Below are 17,752 nucleotides of genomic sequence, written 5' to 3' on the forward strand. Positions count from 1 at the left end.
GCGCTTCATTTTTTATGCTGTTGCCTTCACCTTTTCCCACACCTCCCTTATGAAGGACTTCGTGTCACTCATTGACTCTATCTTAACCGGCCTCCTGCTCCTGACGAGGTACTCTACGGCTCCAGCGTACTGGAGGGCGTACTTCCCGACGAGCTGTGCCCCGTTAAGCCTGCCGTTTTCTATGAAGAGCTTCGCTATGTGTGAGCCGTGCCATATCTCCTTTCTCGCCCCGGTGAAAGTCCCAATTGAGGCGAAGACCTTGTCGAAGATCGTTATGACGTTCATGTTTATCGATCCACGGTAGTGCTTCTCGATTCCCATCATGTTGTAGCCGGCAACCCTGCCCTGTTCCCTCGCGAGGGGCCAGATGGCGAAGATACCGTAGTTCCCTGTTATTAGATCCCTCGTCTCCGCGCAGTCCCCGGCGGCGTAAACATCTTTGACGTTGGTCTCCATCCTCTCGTTGGTCAGAATCCCGCCGTGCTCTCCGAGCTTGATCCTACCGTCGAGGAAGCTCATGTTGGGCCTGACGCCGAGGGCGGCAACTATAAGGTCGGCGTAGACAACCCCACATGGCGCCTTTATGCCCTCCGCGGGGTCCCCTATGAGCTCTATGCTCTTCTCGAAGAGAACCTTGACTCCGTTGAGTATCATGACGTCCCTTATGATGTCGGAGATGTCCTCGTCGAAGAGCCTCCTTAGAATCCTTGAGCGGCAGATGATTATCGGATCAGCCCCGATTCTCTTCAGTGCTATTGCGGTTTCAACGGCTACTGGGCCGGCCCCGATTATGATGACCCTCCCCCTGACCTTCCTCAGCCTGTCTGCGTCTTCTATGCTCCTCACTCCGATAACGTTTCCCCTCCTAAACTGTGGGATTATTTTCGGCTCAGCTCCTGTTGAGATCAAAAGCCTGTCGTACTCTATCTCCTCACCGTTGTCGAGGACGACCTTCTTCCTCTCTGTGTCAACCTTCACGACCTCCCTCCCCATGAGGTACTCTATCCCGCTGGAGCGGATGAAGTGCCAGTTCCAGATAAACAGCTCGTTCCTATTCACGGTCCCCTCGATGTAGTACGGCAAAGCCGCTGGCGAATAGGGGAGAACCTTCTCGCGGTTTATCACTATCACTTCATCCTCAGAGTTAGCGCTTATCGTCTCAGCCGCGGCGGTTCCAGCACCGCCGGCACCTATAATGACGTGCCTCATACCAGATCACCCAATCCAAGTTTTTCAATCGTTTCAGGCTTGGGAACGCCATTCTCGTCCCAGCCCCTCAGGGAGTAATAAACCCGCTTCATCCCCTCCAGCTTCTCCCTGTCCAGCTTCGGCTCGTCCCTGAAGAGCCTTGGAGAGAGGTCGTCCTTTCTGTCTCCGTGTTTGAGGGTAAAGAGCCTTTCAAGGGTTCTCGTCCTCTCCGCCACAGTCATGAGCTCCTGCTCGGTTATCTTCTCCCCGGTTACCGCCTCGTAGGCCTTTGCCCACAGCTTCAGCGGTGTGGTGAGGAGCGCTATCACGCAGACGCCGAGAGAATCGGCTATGATGTGGAGGTTCTCCCAGAGGACTGCAAAGCGGACTTTGCTCTCCGAGTAGCTCCATGGGTAGGCTGCCTCAACGTCTCCAACGAACCTGGTCGCCATCATCTCGGCCTGCTCCTTCTTTATATAATAGTAGAACTCTGGGAAGCCGTAGAGAGCGCGGTTGACGCTTCCTGAATCGGCCACAGCCGAGATGAGCGCGGAACCAACGAAGGGCCTTACGTCGCTGCTCCAGGACTCCATTCCTCCTTTAACGTAAACGGCAGGAACGCCGAAGTGCTCGCTGGCCCTCTTGATGCCTTCAGCTAAGATATCACCCTCTCCCTGTCTAGTTACTATTTTCTCTATCATCTCAAGGACTTCCTCAGTTCCTAGCTCCACGAGACCAAGGCGCGAGGCGTAGGCAACGACCGCGACGGTGCTCATCATGTCAAGCCCCTCGCTCTGGCACTTCCTGTAAATCCGCCAGGCGAGCTCAGGATCCTCCGTTTTAAGCGTGAACGTTGCCGCTGGAAAAGTCCCCTGGCAGAGGTTTATCGGCAGGGTTTCCCCGTCGTACTTCACCAGTCCCCAGCACCGTAGCGGGCAGGAGAAGCAACTTGCCCTGCCAACCGTGTGCTCCTCAAACCACTCCCTGGCCTTCATAGCGGCCTCTTCCGCCTTCTCCCATTCCCTCTCGTAGTCCCCGAAGTAGGGCATCCTCAGCTTCAGTATCGTCGGGATGAAGTTCACGTGCCAGTCCTTGAAGCGGAGGAACTCGCCACTGCTTATTATGCTCTCCTGAATCTCCTCAAAGACGGACATCAGCTCAACGGGGTTGTAGGGTTTAGTCCCCTCCGTTCCGTGGACGAGGATGGCCTTGAGCTTTTTGGCACCCATGACGGTGCCGAGACCTCCCCTCGAGGCGAGGTTCCTGTGGGAGAAAGAAATCCCTGCGAACTTCACCCCGTTTTCACCGGCCCTGCCTATGCATGCAACCCTAAGGTCAGGGTGGCCGTGAGTGAGGGCCTCTATCGTGTCAAAAACGTTGAGCCCCCAGAGCTCTTCGGCGCTCTCTATCGAGACCTCCCCGTTCTCTATCCTTAGGTAAACAGGCTTCTCGCTCTTTCCGGTTATCACGATTCCGTCGTAGCCCGCAAACTTCAGGGCAGAGGGGAACTCTCCACCTGTACTGCTTCCCCCTATCAGTCCCGTTACGGGAGAAACTGCCACCACGTCCATCCTTGAGCCCGAGGGCACGAACGAGGTCAGCGGCCCGGTCATGAAGACCAGCGCATCGGGGTTTTCGTAAAGTATCCTTGTGGCAATCCCCCTGCCGCCGAGGAAGTCCTTGGCGTACTTCTCGGTCGGCTCCGTTCTGAGAGTCTTCGAGCCTAAATCAACGAAGAGGATTTTTCCAGTGTATCCGAACATAACCATCACCACTCAAGTTCATACTTTCTCAGTGTCTCCTCAGTTGGAATACCTCTCTCGTCCCAGCCCCTCAGCTTATAGTATTCGTCCTTCATCCTCTCGAACTTCTCCCGGTCGAGTTTGACCCCCTTCCATGGGCCAGAGCGGATTACACTCTCAAAGAGCCTGGGTGAGAGGGTGTCCTCCTCCCTGTTAACGCCCCTCCTGACGTTGAACATCCTCTCAAGAGTCCTTATCTTCTCGGCGTAGAAGTGGAGCTTCTCGGGGCTCATTTCTATCCCCGTTGCCGCTGTGAAGGCTTCGGCCCACAGTTCAAGGGGGATTGAGAGCATCGGCGTGTCGCAGACACCGAGGGAGTCAGCTATGATGTGCTCGTTCTCGAAGTAGGCGACCAGTTTTGCCTTCCCCTTATAGTTGGTTGGCTCTGCGGCGCTTTCATCACCAACTATCTCCCTCGCCACTTTCTTGGCCTTCTCGGGTTTTGTGTAGTAGGATGAAGCTGGGAAGCCGTGTATTGCCCTGCTTATACTCCCGCTCTCCGAGACCGCTCCAGCTAAGGCTACTCCGCGGAACGGCCTTACGTCGCTGCTCCAGGACTCCATCCCACCTTTGACGTAAACGGCTGGAACGCCAAAGTGCTCGCTTGCCCTCTTCACACCTTCCGCGAGCACGTTCCCTGGACCCTCGCGGTTCACTATCTCATCTATAAGCCAAAGTATATCTTCAGTTCCGAGCTTCACGAGACCAAGGCGGGAAGCGTAGGCTATCACAGCCGCTGTACCCATTATATCCATCCCTTCCCTCTGGAGCCTCAGGTAGACCTTCCAGGCGAGTTCTGGATCCTTTATCTTGAGGATGAAGAGTATAGCCGGAAAAGTGCCCTGGCAGGCCACCATTGGAGCCTCTTCGTCCTTGTACTCGACCCAGGCCCAGCACCTCAGCGGGCAGGAGAAGCAGCTGTTTGGCCTTAGCGTGGCCATCTCTTCGAAGAACCTCTTAGCGTTCCTGACGGCTTCTTCTGCTTCTTCCCAGTAGTCCTCCTCGTAGTCGCCGAAATAGGGCCTCCTCGCTTTCAGCAGGGAGAGCGCGATGTTTGCGTGCCAGTTCTCGTACTTCTTGAAGGCCGGGCTCTCCCTTATCCTCTTCTGGATTTCGAAGTTAACTTCCATGAGCCTCTTCGTGTCCCTCACTTTAACCCCCTTCGTCCCCGCGACTGCTATCGCCTTGAGGTTCTTGCTCCCCATTACTGCCCCAAGTCCGCCTCTAGCCGCTAAATTGCGCTTCGAGAAGCTTATCCCCGCTGTTTTAACGAGATTGGCGCCCGCCTTTCCGATGCACGCGACCTGGACGTCCTCCCTTCCGAGCTTCTTTACGCAGTCAACGGTATCGTATACGTCGTACTCCCAGCAGGCCTCTGCATCGTGGAAGGTAACTTCGTCGTCTATGATGCGTATGCACGTTGGCTCCTTGCTCCTCCCGGTTATAACGATCCCATCGTAGCCGGCAAACTTGAGGGCCGCGCCGAAATCTCCTCCTGCACTGCTCCCACCGAGCAGGTTAGTCACGGGCGAGAGCGATACGATGTCTATCCTAGAACTTGACGGGGCAACACCAGTGAGCGGGCCGGTCATCATCACCAGTACGTTCTCGGGGTCAAGGGCGTCTGCATCCGGTGGAATTAGGTCGTAGGCAATCTTGGTGGCTATCCCCCTGCCCCCCAAGAAGTCAGCTGCATACTTGTCAGTGGGGATCGTCTTGATGAGGCGGGTACTCAAGTCCACAAAGAGGATTTTTCCAGCGTAGCCGAACATTTCAATCCGCCTCCCCGTAGAGGATTCTAACCCCCCTCTTCCTCGCCTCGGGGACGGCGTCGTCCGGAACGAGCTCTATGACGTTCATTGGACAGTATTTGACGCACTGGGGGTCTCCGCCGCAGAGGTCGCAGCGTATCATCTGGTGGTTGATGTAGTCGTAGAGAACTCCTCCTATGGGACATACGAGGGTGCACATCTTGCAGCGGATGCACTTCTCGTCGTCAACTATCCTGATGCCCCCCTGCATGTGGATTGCTTCCATCGGGCAGACTAGTTCGCAGGGAGCGTCCTCGCACTGGAGGCACATTATCGGAAACTTCTCTCCCTTGTAGCCGAGCACGTGAATCCTCGAGAGATCGGGGTTTACAACTCCCTCGTGGCTGAGAGAACAGACCATCTCGCAGGTGCGGCACCCTATGCACTTGTCCTCATGAACTATCAGGTATGGCAACTCTCATCACCGATATTATTTTAAAAAAATTTCATATAAAAGACTTTTCAAACATAAACCTGAGGTTGTGGACAAAAGTGGGAAGTCTAAAACTCGAACCGCTCTCTGAGGGGCCTTATTAGCGCCTCAGCCATGAAGAGAGCGCTCACAACGAGAACTGCGGCAATTATAAAAGTCCTCCTAACGCCAACGAGTTCTATGGAAAGGCTCCCAAGGAGGGGGGCATAGAGCCCTCTTATCCCGCAGGTCGTCAGGTGGAGCGCCGAGAGATCCTCTGTCCTGTAGTCAGGGATTCCCATCGAGAAGGCCTGCCAGCCTATTGAGATGGCTGAACCTCCAATGGCACAGAGGGCACTCGCGAGGTAAACGTACCAGGCTGAAGTGCTCGCGAAGTAGACCATTGCCATGGCACCAATGGCAATGAAGCCAAGCTGAAAGACCCTTATGACGTGGGAAGGCCGAGTGATAACCCTTCCCCACAGCTCGGAGAAGAGTACGTACGTAAGGCTGTTTATCGCCATGGCGATTCCGATTACAGTGTTGGAGAGGTTAAGGACTCTAACCTCGAGGATTGGAATCGCAGGAATCATCATCAGCATTCCGGTTCCTGCTATCATAAACATCGCTACCATGCCCAGAATCAGCTTATCCCTGTAGGGTAGCTCGCTCTCCTCCTCTACCTCTCCCCTAAGGTCCGGAAAGGGGAGCCTTGAGAGTGCCGCAATAAGAAGCAGGCCTGCAGCTAAGATGAAGGCGAGCCTGTGGCTCTCCACGTCCATTATGTAGCCCGCGACTCCAACGGCTATGGTATAGACTATTGTATAGGTTGCCTCGGCGTGACCCAGAACCCTGATGTCCATATAGACTCGCTCGACTATTAGAGGGTAGAGAACTGGAAGACAAAGAGAAAGAATGTTAAAGCGCTCTGGGAGAACGCGGACAGCAGAAGGAAGATGGAAGCCAAGAGCAGGGAAGTTACTATGAGCCTTTTTGCACCGGTTTTTCGCGAGGCTCTGGCCCATAGGGGGGAGAAGAGATTCGAGACGTAGGCGCTGCTCCCGAGGAGGCCCACCATGAACGGAGAGGCACCCATTCTTGTGATTATCACCTCGAAGAAGGCTTCGGCAAGTCCTTCGGCACCTCCGAGAGATCCCTGGCTGAGGAACTCGAACTTAAGGAGCTTCCTTGCCTCGTCGTTCATAGACCTTCCCTCAGCAGTAAACTGCCGGCGAACCTTCCCCTCCAGCTAAGCTCTACTTTAGTCCCAAAGGGGCCCCTCCAGACGCTCTCGACCTCAAGCTCATCAACCGGTGCCATGAACTTGAGCTTTCCGACCTTCTTTCCGTCCACGAAGACAACGACTTTTCCTCCCCTCTCGACGAGCTCTGCCCTGCTTAGAAGCTCTTTAACTTTCTCCCGCACTTCCGGGGTGACCTCCTCCCTCGCTTTTTTACCGCAGCCCATCCTGAGCATTTTGGTCACTGACACTAATTATTCACTGCTCATAATTAACTTTTTCCAATTAACAACTCTTAGACGGCAATAACTGATACCAAAAAGTGTAGAATGTTGTGATGTAACTTACTTATTTCCTCTGCTGGATTCTCAAATCTTCTAACCAACTTCACTCAAGCCTGACTATCTCCACCTCTCCCCTTATCTTCTCCGCCCCAACGGTGTTGAAGACCGTCCCGTACTTCTCGGCCAGTTCCTTCACGCGCATGATCTTCTTCTCGTCCTCGTTAGTGAAGACTGTGATCTTGTAGGTTATCTCCTTCAGCTGAGGTTCGTCAAGTCCGCGCCAGCCCTTGACCTCGACCTCAAAGCCTTTCACGTCGAGGCGCATCTTCTTGATCAGCCTGCCCCAGTTGACGGTTAAACAGCCGCCGATCGCAGCTAAGAGGTACTCCGTCGGGTTAGGGCCTTTGTTGTAGCCGTCCGTGTTCGTGTCTATGTAAAAGGTAAACTCCCTCACCTTCGCTTCACTTCCGACGTTGCCGTCCCACTTCAGGTGTGCCGAGTACTCAAGGCGCTCCATTCTCATCCCCCGCTGAGAACCGGCATGAGCTTTACCTCGTCGGTATCTTCAACCTCAGCGTCCCCCCTCGCCGGCTTTCCGTTTATCATTATGATTTTGTCTTTGAACTCGTCGTACCTCGGAATAAGCTCCCTGAGAAGCTCATCCACCTTTTTCTTTCCATCAAGCTTTACCTCAAGCTCCCTCGCGCCGGCAAGGTGAGCAAAGGCTCCCATCAGCTTTATACGCACCATTTCCATCACCACCAAGAGTTAGGCCCAGAACGATAAAAATTTGTCGAAGGTAAAGGAAAGAAAAGGAGATCACTCGAGCTTGGTAACCTTCTCCAGCTCCGGAATGACCTCTTCGAGGCCGAGCTTTTGGAGGGTCTCCTTCTTCGGGATTCCGCGCTCGTCCCAGCCCCTGAGCCTGTAGTACTCGCTGAGAAGTTCATCGTACTTCTTCTCGTCGAGGTGCTGGCCCTTGTACGGGCCGCTCTTGAGGCCCTCGATGAACCATCTTCTCGGCGGGTAGTCCATCTTCCTGTCCCAGTTGCCGTTGAACTCCCTGACCCAGTAGGCCCTTATGAGTGCGTAGAGCCTGTCGGCAGCGGCGTAGAGATCGTCCCAGGTGTACTTGACGCCGGTGATGGCCTCGAGGAGCTTCGGATAATAGTTGATGTCGAGACCGACCTCGACCCACGGAAGTCTGCACGCGGTGAGCATCTCAAAGAGGCCACCCCTGAGGCGCTGGAGCTCTATCACCTTAGCAGCCTTCTCCGGAGTGTAAGTTATCTTATACTCGACCTTCTTGGCCTTCTCGCCCTCTATTGGAGCGGTTCCGATCTCCCAGGCTATGACCCAGGCCTCCTTGTGGTGGGCACCTATTGAGCTGGTTCCATAAGCGAGTGCCATCGCCGGGTAGATGAAGCAGTTGTAACCGCTTACCTCAAGGCCCTTCACGTGCATGGCGAAGTCGTGGGTGCCGAGCTTCTCGGCCATGGCCTTAACGCCCTCTGCCGCGAGGTTTCCAAGCTCTCCCCTGCGGTAAGCGATGTCGAGGGCGAGCTGCTTGGCACCCTTGAAGTCGCCGAAGGTCGGACCGTCCTTGAGGATGCCCTTCTCAACGGCCTCCATTACATGGGCTATTGAGCCGCCGAGGCTGATGGTGTCCATACCCATGTCGTCCGCTATCCTGTTGAGGACCGAGACCTCATTGAGCTTTCCGAGCCCCAGGTTAGAACCGAGCAGTGCAACGTTCTCGTAGTCGAGCTCGCTCTCCTGACCTTCAGCGTCGAGCACGACGTTTCCACAGGGCATGTTACAGTAGGGGCAGCCACGCTGCTTGACCTTCATTCCCTCCATTGTGTAGCCGTCTATTGAGCGGGCGAACTCAAAGCTTCCATCGCTGAAGTTCCTGGTTGGAAGGGCTGAGTTCTCGTTCGTCCACTCGACGGCCGCCATCGTACCCTGTCTCTTCCAGAAGGGATAGCCCGGCGAGTTCAGGATTGCGTTGTATGCTTCCTGACTCAGCTCCCTGAGCTTCTCCTTGTCAGCGACGGGTATCTCTTTGGTTCCCTTTATGACGACGGCCTTGAGGTTCTTGCTTCCCATGACTGCACCCATACCGGGCCTTCCGGCGGCCCTGCCCTCCTGAGAGATCACAACGGCGTACTTGACGAGGTTTTCTCCGGCAGGGCCGATGCTGAGGACACCGACGTTCTTGCCGTGTATCTTCTTAAGCTCCCTCTCGGTCTCGAAGGTCCCCTTGCCCCAGAGGCCCTCAGCGCTCAGGATGCTCACGTTGTCGTCCTCGATGTAGATGTAGACCGGCTTCTTGGCCTTGCCCTCGACGACTAGGGCATCATATCCGGCTTTCCTGAGGTGAACGGTCGCCATGGTTCCAAGGTTTCCGTCACCGTAGCCACCGGTGAGCGGGCTCTTGGCAGCGACAACCATCTTACCTCCGCTCGGTGTTGGGAGACCGTTGAACGGGCCAGATGCAAAAACGAGCTTGTTCTCGGGCCCAAGTGGATCAACGTTCTTGGCCTCGTTCCAGAGAATCCATGCGGCCAGACCCCTGCCGCCAATGAACTTCTTCGCGACTTCCTTTGGGTACTCCTGCACTTGGACCTTGTTGTTGGTAAGATCAACCCTGAGGATTCTTCCCCACCATCCTTTCATAGAAACCACCACATTAGATCAAGACGCCATCCTATAAAAGCTTTGAGTTTCCTAAAGGCCTTAACAGCCCCGTTGCCCGAAAATGGGTGGGTTTAACACGGAGGCCTTAATTATACCCCCGAATATGCTCGGTTTTTTTCGAAAATTTTGAGTGCTTTTTGGGCTTTTGCTGCATAATTTATGGCACTGAAGTACGTCCAATGGCCTATGTTTAGAAATGTTCGAGAATTCTCAACTGAATACGCCTCTCATGCTCGTTTGTATAAATCTAATGTGCTAGGGGAGGCAAGAATGCACTCCTGGGACCAAGTAGCTGGAAGAAGTAAATAAGGGAAAACAGCAGATGTTCATAGCTCGGCTTCACCGAGCAGTTCGAGCATCTCGAGGAGACGCGGGTCCTTCACTTTCTCAATGGCTTTCTTAACTTCCTCTTCCTCAATCTTACCGTCCTTGAAGAGTGCCAGGGCTTTGACAGCCTCAAAGAAGTCTCTCCACTCCGGGAACGCCTCTATGAAGATGTCTACGTTCAGGTAAACAGTCTCGAAGTCGTCATCGAGGAAGAGCTGCCAGAGAACATCCATAAGCGCCCCGAAGGCTATGTCCTCGTAGTCAGTACCCCTGCCATAAACCAGGGCGTACAGGCACTCTTGAAGTGCCGCCTCGTAATCTTCGTACTCCTCGAAGATCTCCTCAAAGCTTAGGTGGGCCTCGACGAGGAGCTCCCTCTCCTCGAGTATCTTCGGCAGGACACCTGCGATTATGGCTTTACCCCTGTACGTGTCCCCGGCCTCGAAGGTTACGTAACCCCTGTATATTCTGAGCCTGAGGAGCTCCCTTTCGTCTCCCATCTTCTCGTAAAGTTCCTCCGCCTTCTCGATGAGTTCCAGGGCCTTTTCATACTCCTGAATCTCCTCGTGTATCATGGCCATGCTGTAGTATATTCTCGCGGCGTGCTCGATGTTGCCCTTGGCAACCTCCTCCTCAAGAAGCCCCCTGAACAGCTCCAGACTCTTTTCAAGCTCTCCTATGAGGTAGTACAGGTCAGCAAGGTGGAATTTAAGCTCGAATTCATCCTTCTCCTTTGCGAGCTTCTCGAACTCGCTTATCTTATCGATTCCCAGTATCTCGTGGTAGTAGTAGAGCACCAGCTTGTATAGCTCCCAGTCCTTGCACTCCTTGGCGATCTCCTCGGCCTTTTCAAGGACTTCTTTGAGCTGTTCATCGCTCAGGTCGTCCACCCTGTAGTAGAGAACCCTCTTGAGTTCCCCACAGTTTTTTTCCTGGATGGCTTTCATCAGCTCTTCCATGTTTTTCACCATATCTGGTTAGCCCTCAGAATATTTAACGCTTTGGCTTAGGTTTTTAACCCTTGGCCGAAACTATAGACCATGCTTGAGGTCTTCTTCCTCGGTACAGGCGGCATAATGCCAACTCGCGAAAGGAACGTCCCCGCTATAGCCCTACGTTACAGGGGCGGGATAATACTCTTCGACGCTGGAGAAGGCACGATAAGACAGATGAACACGGCGAAGCTCAGTCCGATGAAAGTGGACAAGATTTTTATCACCCACTTTCATGGAGATCACTACCTTGGAATTCCCGCGCTGATCCAGACCATGAACCTATGGGACAGGCGGAAGCCGCTCCATATCTACGGGCCTAAGTACACCTTCCAGTTTGTCCAGAACCTTCTGAACAGCGGCTTTTTCAGGCCGGGCTTTGATATCCACGTCCACGAGCTTGGGGAGACGAGGCTGAAGTTCGGAGACTATGAGGTGTGGAGCTTCAAGGTCGAGCACGGCATCCCTGCCCTCGGATACGTCTTCAAGGAGAAAGACAGAAGGGGGAAGTTCTTGAAGGAGAAACTGAGGGAGTACGGGCTTGAAGAGGGGCCGATACTTGGGAAGCTTGAGAGAGAGGGTAAAATCCAATGGAACGGCCGGATAATCCGGCTTGAAGACGTTACAGGCCCAAGAAGGAAAGGTTTAAAGGTCGTTTACACTGGGGACACAGAGCCATGCGAGAGGGTGAAACTCTTCTCAGAGCGGGCTGACCTCCTTATCCATGAGGCGACTTATCTGAATCCTGGAGACAGGGGTGAGAGCTACCACTCTACCGTTGAGGAGGCCTGCGACACGGCAAGGAGAGCTAAGGTGAAGCTACTTGCACTATTCCACAGGGCCTTCCGCTACAGTTATGAAGACTACGTCAAAGAAGCCCTCAAAATATGCGAAAGCCTCGGGGTTAGCGCTGTGGTTCCGAAGGACTTCGACGTAATAACCTTCAAATCGGGCACGTGGGAGCTTAGAAACCTTCTGGAGGAGAGAGGATGAACTATCTGCGCTACGTTAAAATAATAGGGACGATGCACGTTTCACCAAAGAGCAGGGACGAGGTTTTCAGGACGATATTAGCGGAAAGACCGCACGCCGTTGCCGTCGAGCTTGACCGGACACGGTTTATCGGAATGCAGCAGAAAATCGAAATGACCCTTTCTGACTCCCTCAGACTAGGAAGAAAGGGCATGATAAACTACGTCCTTGCCAGGGTCGAGGAGAAGCTCGGCGAGACCTTTGGAATGGCTCCGGGCGAGGAGATGAAGGCAGCTATAGAGGCCGCCCGAGCCATCGGGGTACCTCTCTACCTCATAGACGAGGACATAGGCCTTATTCTCGCCAAGATATCCCGTGCACCGGCGAGGGAGAAGTTCCTCATGGGGCTGGAATCCCTGGGGGTTTTCCTTCCCATCAAGGCGGCTGACATCGGCGACCCTTTTGAGGAATACCGGTGGATGATGCTGGAGTTCAGGAGGAGGTATCCATACCTCTACCGCGTCCTAGTGGAGGAGCGGAACGAGGTGATGGCCAGAAACCTTATGATGATCGTCGATTCACTGCTCGCTGGGGGAGTAAAACGTCCGAAGGTTGTGGCGGTGGTGGGTCTAGGACACAAGCCCGGGATAGAACGCATTCTGAACAGGGGAAAGTCTTAACCCGTTACTTTTATATTCTGAAACGTCAAGAACCTTTGGAGGGCCAGCCATGAAGGAGAGGCTTGAGAAGATGCTCAACGTTGAGATAATCAGAATCGAAGAGGCCGGCGACAAGATAGTTGTCTATGTTCCCGCTGATAAGGTCAGGATTGCCGTCGGGAGCGGCGGTGCCGCTGTAAAGGCCGCCGAGCTCGTCATCGGCAAGAAGATCGAGGTCAAGCCTGCAGAGTGATATCACTCAGGGTGATAAAGAGGCTAAAGGTTAAATACCCACACTCCCTTTTTTTAGCGGTGATACCATGGAGTACAAGCGTCCTATTGGCCTTGATATTGACCTTGAGACTGGGGTAATTCCCGGCGCTAAAAAGCTCGTCAGGAGGCTCAGCGACCTCAAGGGCTACTTCCTCGATGAAGAAGCCTACAATGAGCTCCTCAAGGAAGACCCAGTTGTCTATGAGGTCTACGCAATCGAGCAGGAGGAGAAGGAGGGTGATCTGAACTTCGCCACCACCGTCCTCTACCCAGGTAAGGTCGGGAAGGAGTTCTTCTTTACCAAGGGCCACTTCCACGCGAAGGCTGACAGGGCTGAGATATACTACGGCATCAAGGGAAAGGGTGGAATGCTTCTCCAGACTCCAGAGGGAGAAGCAGAGTGGATTCCAATGGGGCCCGGAACCGTGGTCTACGTCCCGCCCTACTGGGCACACAGGACGGTGAACACTGGAAACGAGCCGTTCATCTTCCTTGCGATATACCCGTCCGACGCCGGCCATGACTACGGCTCTATTAAGGAGAAGGGCTTCTCGAAGATAGTCATTGAGGAAGACGGGGAAGTCAAGGTCGTCGACAACCCGCGCTGGAAGGAGTAGCCCGAAACTCTTATTAGCCTTGTCTCTTTTTTCACTCTTGGTGATACATGTGGGGTGGGACGGACTTTACGCTTCTGCATTCGAGAGGGTTCGCGATAACATCGGTAGGGTTGGAAACGTACTTCTGGCATACAACACCAATATCGACGCGATAAAGTACCTTGAGAGGGAAGACCTTGAAAGGAGGATCGAAGCGGTCGGCAGGGAAGAAGTCCTCCCTTATTCAGAGGAGCTTCCAAAGAGGATAGAGAGCGTCCCTCAGCTTTTAGGCTCAATACTTTGGAGCGTCAGGAGGAGTAAGGCCGCTGAGCTCTTCGTCGAAAGCTGTTCAACGCGCTTTTACATGAAGCGCTGGGGCTGGGACGAGCTGAGGATGGGCGGTCAGGTGGGGATAATGGCGAACCTCCTCGGTGGTGTTTACGGTGTCCCGGTCATAGCCCACGTTCCGCAGCTCTCACGTCTCCAGGCGGAACTCTTCAAGGATGGCCCTATTTACGTGCCGAAGGTTGAGGGCGGGAAGCTTAAACTCGTCCACCCGAAGGAGTTTAAGGCCGACGAAGAGAACTGCATCCACTACATCTACGAGTTCCCCCGCGGGTTCAGAGTTTTTGACTTCGAGGCGCCGAGGGAGAACAGATTCATAGGATCTGCCGACGACTACAACACCAACGTTGTTATAAGGCCAGAGTTTGAGGAGCATTTTGGGGAGATATCTGAAAAGGCCGAGCTGGCGATAATAAGCGGACTTCAGGCCCTAACTGAAGGGAACTACCGCGAGCCCTTCGAGACGATAAAGGAGCACCTTGACGTCCTCGAGGGGAAGGGCATTCCCGCCCACCTTGAGTTCGCCTTCACTCCCGACGAGACCGTGAGAAAGGAAATCCTTGGAGTTCTCGGCAAGTTCTGGAGCGTTGGTCTAAATGAGGTCGAGCTGGCCTCGATAATGGAAGTTATGGGTGAGAAGACCCTCGCTGAAAAGCTCCTTGCCCACGACCCAGTTGATCCAATAGCGGTCACGGAGGCCATGCTTAAGCTCGCCGAGAAGACGGGAGTAAGGAGAATACACTTCCACACCTACGGATACTACCTGGCTTTAACCGACTACCGCGGCGAGTTTGTTAGGGATGCTCTCCTCTTCGCGGCGTTAGCCGCGGCTGCGAAGGCCAAACTGGGCGATGTTAGAAACATAGACGATATCACGAAAGCGATGGACGTTTCGGTGAACGAGAAGGCAAAGGGCGTTGAGGAGATCCTGGCAAAGACATACGGCGTGAAAGACGGCATTGCGGAGGTAAACGACTATCAGCTTTCCTTCGTCCCAACAAAGATCGTCGCCAAACCGAAGAGCACCGTTGGAATTGGGGACACCATATCAAGCTCGGCCTTTGTTGGAGAATTCGCCATGGAGTAGTCCAAAACATTTATGCTCTGTTGAACAGACCATACCTGTGGAGGGACTACCTATGGGAAAGCTCTTTGGAACGTTTGGCGTTAGAGGGATAGCGAACGAGGAGATAACGCCAGAGTTCGCCCTTAAAATCGGCATGGCCTTCGGGACGCTCCTCAAGAGGGAAGGCAGAGAACGGCCACTAGTCGTTGTCGGCAGGGATACGAGAGTAAGCGGGGAGATGCTCAAGGACGCCCTCATCAGCGGGCTTTTGAGCACCGGCTGTGACGTCATAGACGTCGGAATAGCCCCGACCCCGGCAATCCAGTGGGCTACTAATCACTTCAATGCCGACGGTGGAGCGGTCATAACCGCCTCTCACAACCCGCCCGAGTACAACGGCATAAAGCTCCTCGAACCGAACGGCATGGGGTTGAAGAAGGAAAGGGAAGCCATCGTTGAGGAACTGTTCTTCAAGGAGGACTTCCACAGGGCCAAGTGGGACGAGATAGGTGAACTGAGGAAGGAGGACATAATCAAGCCCTACATCGAGGCGATAAAGAACAGGGTAGATGTGGAGGCGATAAAGAAGAGGCGACCCTTCGTCGTCGTTGACACCTCCAACGGCGCTGGCAGTCTAACCCTGCCCTATCTATTGAGAGAGCTCGGCTGTAAGGTTGTTTCCGTTAACGCTCATCCAGACGGCCACTTCCCTGCTAGGAATCCCGAACCGAACGAGGAGAACCTCAAGGGTTTCATGGAGATCGTTAAAGCTCTTGGAGCTGACTTCGGCGTTGCCCAGGATGGAGACGCTGACAGGGCGGTTTTCATCGACGAGAACGGCCGCTTCATCCAGGGCGATAAGACCTTTGCACTCGTTGCCGACGCAGTCCTTAGGGAGAAGGGCGGTGGACTGCTTGTGACAACAATAGCGACTTCTAACCTCCTCGACGACATAGCGAAGAGGAACGGCGCGAAGGTCATGCGCACTAAGGTGGGAGACCTCATAGTTGCCAGAGCTCTTCTCGAAAACAACGGCACCATAGGCGGCGAGGAGAACGGCGGCGTTATCTTTCCTGACTTCGTGCTCGGCAGGGACGGGGCGATGACCACAGCGAAGATAGTCGAGATATTCGCCAAAAGCGGCAAGAAGTTCAGCGAGCTGATAGACGAGCTGCCAAAGTACTACCAGTTCAAGACGAAGAGGCACGTTGAGGGTGACAGGAAGGCTATAGTTGCCAAAGTGGCAGAGCTTGCAGAGAAGAAAGGCTACAAGATAGACACCACCGACGGGACTAAGATAATCTTCGACGACGGCTGGGTTCTCGTGAGGGCAAGCGGGACAGAGCCAATAATCAGGATCTTCAGCGAGGCCAAGAGCGAGGAAAAGGCAAAGGAGTACCTTGAGCTTGGGATTAGGTTGCTTGAAGAAGCGCTTAAGGGTTAAATCTCTTCCACCTTTTTATTATATCAGCGGCCTCTTCCACGCTCATCGGGATTTCATCTATTTCCAAGAGATGAAAGAGCCTTACTATCTCGGGCACGTCGAGGTTGGCCCGCTCTATCAGTTCAGGCCTTGAAAACAGTTCTTTCGGTGTCCCTTCGAAGAGGAGGGACTTATCGAGCACGTATACTCTGTCCGCTAGTCTTATAAGCCTCAGATCATGAGTAACGACGACTACTGTTTTTCCCTCAGCCTTCCACCCTCGTATCATGTCGATGACAAAGTTCCTGTTCTTTAGGTCAAGGTCGCGCGTCGGCTCATCGAGAAGGAGAACCTCTGGATCCATGCTCAGAACCGCCGCTATTGAGGCCTTCTTTTTCTCCCCTCCGCTCAGGCTGTAGGGGTGCCTGCCGGAAAGGTGCTCTATGCCGAGCAGTTTCAGTGCCCCAACTGCCCTCTCTATTCCTTCTCTTCTGCCCCAGAGGTGAATAGGCCCAAATGCAACATCGTCCAGGACGGTTGCACTGAAGAGCATAACATCTGGGCTCTGGAAGAGAAAGCCGACTTTCCTCCGGAATTCCCTGTCAGTCATTGTCTTCTCCCTTATCGGTTTGCCCTCGAAAAGAACTTCCCCTTCGGTTGGCATGATAAGCGCGTCCATTATCTTCAGGAGCGTTGTCTTTCCGGCCCCGTTGGGGCCTACGATAGCCAGCGTCTCCCCCCTTTTGACTTCCATGTTTATTCCCTTTAATGCCCATTCGCCGGTAGGATAGCGGTATGAGACATTTCTAAGCTCGTAAACCCTCATGGTAGGCCCACCTTGGTAGCTATCACCCCAAAGAGCAGTAAAAACGCTGTGAGGGATATGATCAGGTAGTCCACGGCCTCTATCTTAAAGCCCTCGACCGGCGGAACCTCGTTTTTATAGCCCCTTGAGAGCATCGCGTAGTACACCTCCTCCCCAAGGGCGCTGGCCTTTATGAAGGTTGCTCCTATGTGCTTTCCGGCCTCCTTCCAGCTCTCAACCATACCTAGGTCTCCTGCGAGCCTGGCTCTCCTCGCGTGCATGGAATCCAGGAGGAGCTTTGAGAGGAGGAAAGTGTAGCGATAGGCGAGTGTCGCTATGGTTATCACCATTCCGGGAACCTTGAAGCTCGAGAGTGCCGAGAGAACCTCATTCCACCTGCTCGTCATCGTAAAAAGGACTGCATAGGACACCGCCGTTGCAACCCTGAGCGTGAATAGAACCGCCCATCTGAGTCCTTCCCATGTAAGAGTTATGTCAGTATGGGGAATTGTTAGAAGCGGCTTCCCTGGTACCATAAACATAGAGGGAGCTGCAATTATCCCCGTGAAAATCGGTACGAAGACCCAAACGCGCTTGACGAAGTCCCCAAGTTTCACCTTGGAAAAGTATGAAAGAAGAAGAGGAACAGTATAGAAAACCAAGAGGGCTGTGAAAGACCTGAGGAAGACCACCGTCGAGACCAAAACAAAGAGAGAAAAGAACCTCACCCTCGGATCGGCTTTCTGCAAAAGACCGTCTTCCCTGGCGTATCTCTCTGAGAACACTGCCTCCGTCGTGAACTGGAGCACTTCCTTTGCCGTCTCCTCGAGGAGCCCCATAAGCGATCACCGAATATT

The 17,752-nt window shown here is 53.9% G+C and carries 19 protein-coding genes; 6 read left to right on the plus strand and 13 right to left on the minus strand.

Going from position 1 to position 17,752, the window contains the following annotated elements:
* Window positions 1-12: 12 nt before the first annotated feature.
* The 11 genes from A0127_RS09620 to A0127_RS09670 all read right to left on the minus strand — a co-directional run bounded on the left by A0127_RS09620 (window position 13) and on the right by A0127_RS09670 (window position 10,723).
* On the minus strand, window positions 13-1,209 hold the full coding sequence (locus tag A0127_RS09620; protein ID WP_062390673.1) for an NAD(P)/FAD-dependent oxidoreductase: 1,197 nt from the start codon (window positions 1,207-1,209) through the stop codon (window positions 13-15).
* Complete coding sequence (locus A0127_RS09625) at window positions 1,206-2,957, minus strand: aldehyde ferredoxin oxidoreductase family protein (RefSeq protein WP_231855763.1); 1,752 nt, start codon at window positions 2,955-2,957, stop codon at window positions 1,206-1,208. The genes A0127_RS09620 and A0127_RS09625 overlap by 4 nt, the downstream gene beginning before the upstream one ends.
* Complete coding sequence (locus tag A0127_RS09630) at window positions 2,957-4,762, minus strand: aldehyde ferredoxin oxidoreductase family protein (protein WP_062390676.1); 1,806 nt, start codon at window positions 4,760-4,762, stop codon at window positions 2,957-2,959. Before A0127_RS09630 ends, A0127_RS09625 begins: the two co-directional genes overlap by 1 nt.
* Window position 4,763: 1 nt before the next feature.
* A complete protein-coding gene (locus tag A0127_RS09635) occupies window positions 4,764-5,216 on the minus strand; it encodes a 4Fe-4S dicluster domain-containing protein (protein ID WP_156471200.1) in 453 nt (150 codons plus the stop codon).
* An 86-nt stretch (window positions 5,217-5,302) separates the two neighbouring features.
* Window positions 5,303-6,076 (minus strand): MFS transporter, encoded by a 774-nt coding sequence (locus tag A0127_RS09640; RefSeq protein WP_062390678.1) that lies wholly within the window; start codon window positions 6,074-6,076, stop codon window positions 5,303-5,305.
* A 17-nt stretch (window positions 6,077-6,093) separates the two neighbouring features.
* On the minus strand, window positions 6,094-6,417 hold the full coding sequence (locus tag A0127_RS10635; protein ID WP_054841461.1) for a hypothetical protein: 324 nt from the start codon (window positions 6,415-6,417) through the stop codon (window positions 6,094-6,096).
* Window positions 6,414-6,698: a hypothetical protein gene (locus tag A0127_RS09650; RefSeq protein WP_156471202.1), complete on the minus strand. Its 285-nt coding sequence runs from the start codon at window positions 6,696-6,698 to the stop codon at window positions 6,414-6,416. Before A0127_RS09650 ends, A0127_RS10635 begins: the two co-directional genes overlap by 4 nt.
* Window positions 6,699-6,840: 142 nt before the next feature.
* Window positions 6,841-7,254 carry an OsmC family protein gene (locus A0127_RS09655; protein WP_062390681.1) on the minus strand — a complete coding sequence of 138 codons (414 nt, stop codon included), beginning with the start codon at window positions 7,252-7,254 and terminating at the stop codon, window positions 6,841-6,843.
* Between the two features lie 2 nt (window positions 7,255-7,256).
* Entirely contained in the window at window positions 7,257-7,487 is a 231-nt protein-coding gene (locus A0127_RS09660; RefSeq protein WP_062390683.1) for a MoaD/ThiS family protein, read from the minus strand.
* A 69-nt stretch (window positions 7,488-7,556) separates the two neighbouring features.
* Window positions 7,557-9,416, minus strand: a complete 1,860-nt coding sequence (for, locus tag A0127_RS09665) for a tungsten-containing formaldehyde ferredoxin oxidoreductase (RefSeq protein WP_062390685.1) — start codon at window positions 9,414-9,416, stop codon at window positions 7,557-7,559.
* A 347-nt stretch (window positions 9,417-9,763) separates the two neighbouring features.
* Window positions 9,764-10,723 (minus strand): tetratricopeptide repeat protein, encoded by a 960-nt coding sequence (locus tag A0127_RS09670; protein ID WP_062390687.1) that lies wholly within the window; start codon window positions 10,721-10,723, stop codon window positions 9,764-9,766.
* 81 nt (window positions 10,724-10,804) lie between these two features.
* On the opposite strand from A0127_RS09670, the gene A0127_RS09675 reads away from it, so the two are divergent.
* The 6 genes from A0127_RS09675 (at window position 10,805) to glmM (ending at window position 16,111) form a co-directional block, all read left to right on the plus strand.
* Window positions 10,805-11,749, plus strand: coding sequence for a ribonuclease Z (locus tag A0127_RS09675; protein WP_062390689.1), 945 nt, complete (start codon window positions 10,805-10,807; stop codon window positions 11,747-11,749).
* A complete protein-coding gene (locus A0127_RS09680; RefSeq protein WP_062390690.1) occupies window positions 11,746-12,408 on the plus strand; it encodes a TraB domain-containing protein in 663 nt (220 codons plus the stop codon). Before A0127_RS09675 ends, A0127_RS09680 begins: the two co-directional genes overlap by 4 nt.
* Window positions 12,409-12,457: 49 nt before the next feature.
* Window positions 12,458-12,640 carry a KH domain-containing protein gene (locus A0127_RS09685; RefSeq protein WP_062390692.1) on the plus strand — a complete coding sequence of 61 codons (183 nt, stop codon included), beginning with the start codon at window positions 12,458-12,460 and terminating at the stop codon, window positions 12,638-12,640.
* Between the two features lie 67 nt (window positions 12,641-12,707).
* Window positions 12,708-13,277: a glucose-6-phosphate isomerase gene (gene pgiA, locus A0127_RS09690; protein ID WP_062390693.1), complete on the plus strand. Its 570-nt coding sequence runs from the start codon at window positions 12,708-12,710 to the stop codon at window positions 13,275-13,277.
* Window positions 13,278-13,326: 49 nt separating this feature from the next.
* Window positions 13,327-14,688 (plus strand): ADP-specific glucokinase, encoded by a 1,362-nt coding sequence (locus A0127_RS09695; protein ID WP_062390695.1) that lies wholly within the window; start codon window positions 13,327-13,329, stop codon window positions 14,686-14,688.
* Window positions 14,689-14,740: 52 nt separating this feature from the next.
* On the plus strand, window positions 14,741-16,111 hold the full coding sequence (gene glmM, locus A0127_RS09700) for a phosphoglucosamine mutase (RefSeq protein ID WP_062390697.1): 1,371 nt from the start codon (window positions 14,741-14,743) through the stop codon (window positions 16,109-16,111).
* Here glmM and A0127_RS09705 read toward each other — a convergent pair.
* Window positions 16,101-16,916, minus strand: a complete 816-nt coding sequence (locus A0127_RS09705; protein ID WP_062390699.1) for an energy-coupling factor ABC transporter ATP-binding protein — start codon at window positions 16,914-16,916, stop codon at window positions 16,101-16,103. The genes glmM and A0127_RS09705 overlap by 11 nt on opposite strands.
* On the minus strand, window positions 16,913-17,734 hold the full coding sequence (cbiQ, locus tag A0127_RS09710; protein WP_062390701.1) for a cobalt ECF transporter T component CbiQ: 822 nt from the start codon (window positions 17,732-17,734) through the stop codon (window positions 16,913-16,915). Before cbiQ ends, A0127_RS09705 begins: the two co-directional genes overlap by 4 nt.
* Window positions 17,735-17,752: the final 18 nt, after the last annotated feature.

The sequence above is a fragment of the Thermococcus peptonophilus genome (genome assembly GCF_001592435.1).
Classification (GTDB): domain Archaea; phylum Methanobacteriota_B; class Thermococci; order Thermococcales; family Thermococcaceae; genus Thermococcus; species Thermococcus peptonophilus.

Excerpts from the sequence above, each read along its gene's own strand:
- A0127_RS09620 (WP_062390673.1), bottom strand. The coding sequence starts at position 1,209 with ATGAGGCACGTCATTATAGGTGCCGGCGGTGCTGGAACCGCCGCGGCT.
- A0127_RS09625 (WP_231855763.1), bottom strand. The coding sequence starts at position 2,957 with ATGGTTATGTTCGGATACACTGGAAAAATCCTCTTCGTTGATTTAGGC.
- A0127_RS09630 (WP_062390676.1), bottom strand. The coding sequence starts at position 4,762 with ATGTTCGGCTACGCTGGAAAAATCCTCTTTGTGGACTTGAGTACCCGC.
- A0127_RS09640 (WP_062390678.1), bottom strand. The coding sequence starts at position 6,076 with ATGGACATCAGGGTTCTGGGTCACGCCGAGGCAACCTATACAATAGTC.
- A0127_RS10635 (WP_054841461.1), bottom strand. The coding sequence starts at position 6,417 with ATGAACGACGAGGCAAGGAAGCTCCTTAAGTTCGAGTTCCTCAGCCAG.
- A0127_RS09655 (WP_062390681.1), bottom strand. The coding sequence starts at position 7,254 with ATGGAGCGCCTTGAGTACTCGGCACACCTGAAGTGGGACGGCAACGTC.
- A0127_RS09660 (WP_062390683.1), bottom strand. The coding sequence starts at position 7,487 with ATGGTGCGTATAAAGCTGATGGGAGCCTTTGCTCACCTTGCCGGCGCG.
- for (WP_062390685.1), bottom strand. The coding sequence starts at position 9,416 with ATGAAAGGATGGTGGGGAAGAATCCTCAGGGTTGATCTTACCAACAAC.
- A0127_RS09670 (WP_062390687.1), bottom strand. The coding sequence starts at position 10,723 with ATGGAAGAGCTGATGAAAGCCATCCAGGAAAAAAACTGTGGGGAACTC.
- A0127_RS09675 (WP_062390689.1), top strand. The coding sequence starts at position 10,805 with ATGCTTGAGGTCTTCTTCCTCGGTACAGGCGGCATAATGCCAACTCGC.
- A0127_RS09680 (WP_062390690.1), top strand. The coding sequence starts at position 11,746 with ATGAACTATCTGCGCTACGTTAAAATAATAGGGACGATGCACGTTTCA.
- A0127_RS09685 (WP_062390692.1), top strand. The coding sequence starts at position 12,458 with ATGAAGGAGAGGCTTGAGAAGATGCTCAACGTTGAGATAATCAGAATC.
- pgiA (WP_062390693.1), top strand. The coding sequence starts at position 12,708 with ATGGAGTACAAGCGTCCTATTGGCCTTGATATTGACCTTGAGACTGGG.
- glmM (WP_062390697.1), top strand. The coding sequence starts at position 14,741 with ATGGGAAAGCTCTTTGGAACGTTTGGCGTTAGAGGGATAGCGAACGAG.
- A0127_RS09705 (WP_062390699.1), bottom strand. The coding sequence starts at position 16,916 with ATGAGGGTTTACGAGCTTAGAAATGTCTCATACCGCTATCCTACCGGC.
- cbiQ (WP_062390701.1), bottom strand. The coding sequence starts at position 17,734 with ATGGGGCTCCTCGAGGAGACGGCAAAGGAAGTGCTCCAGTTCACGACG.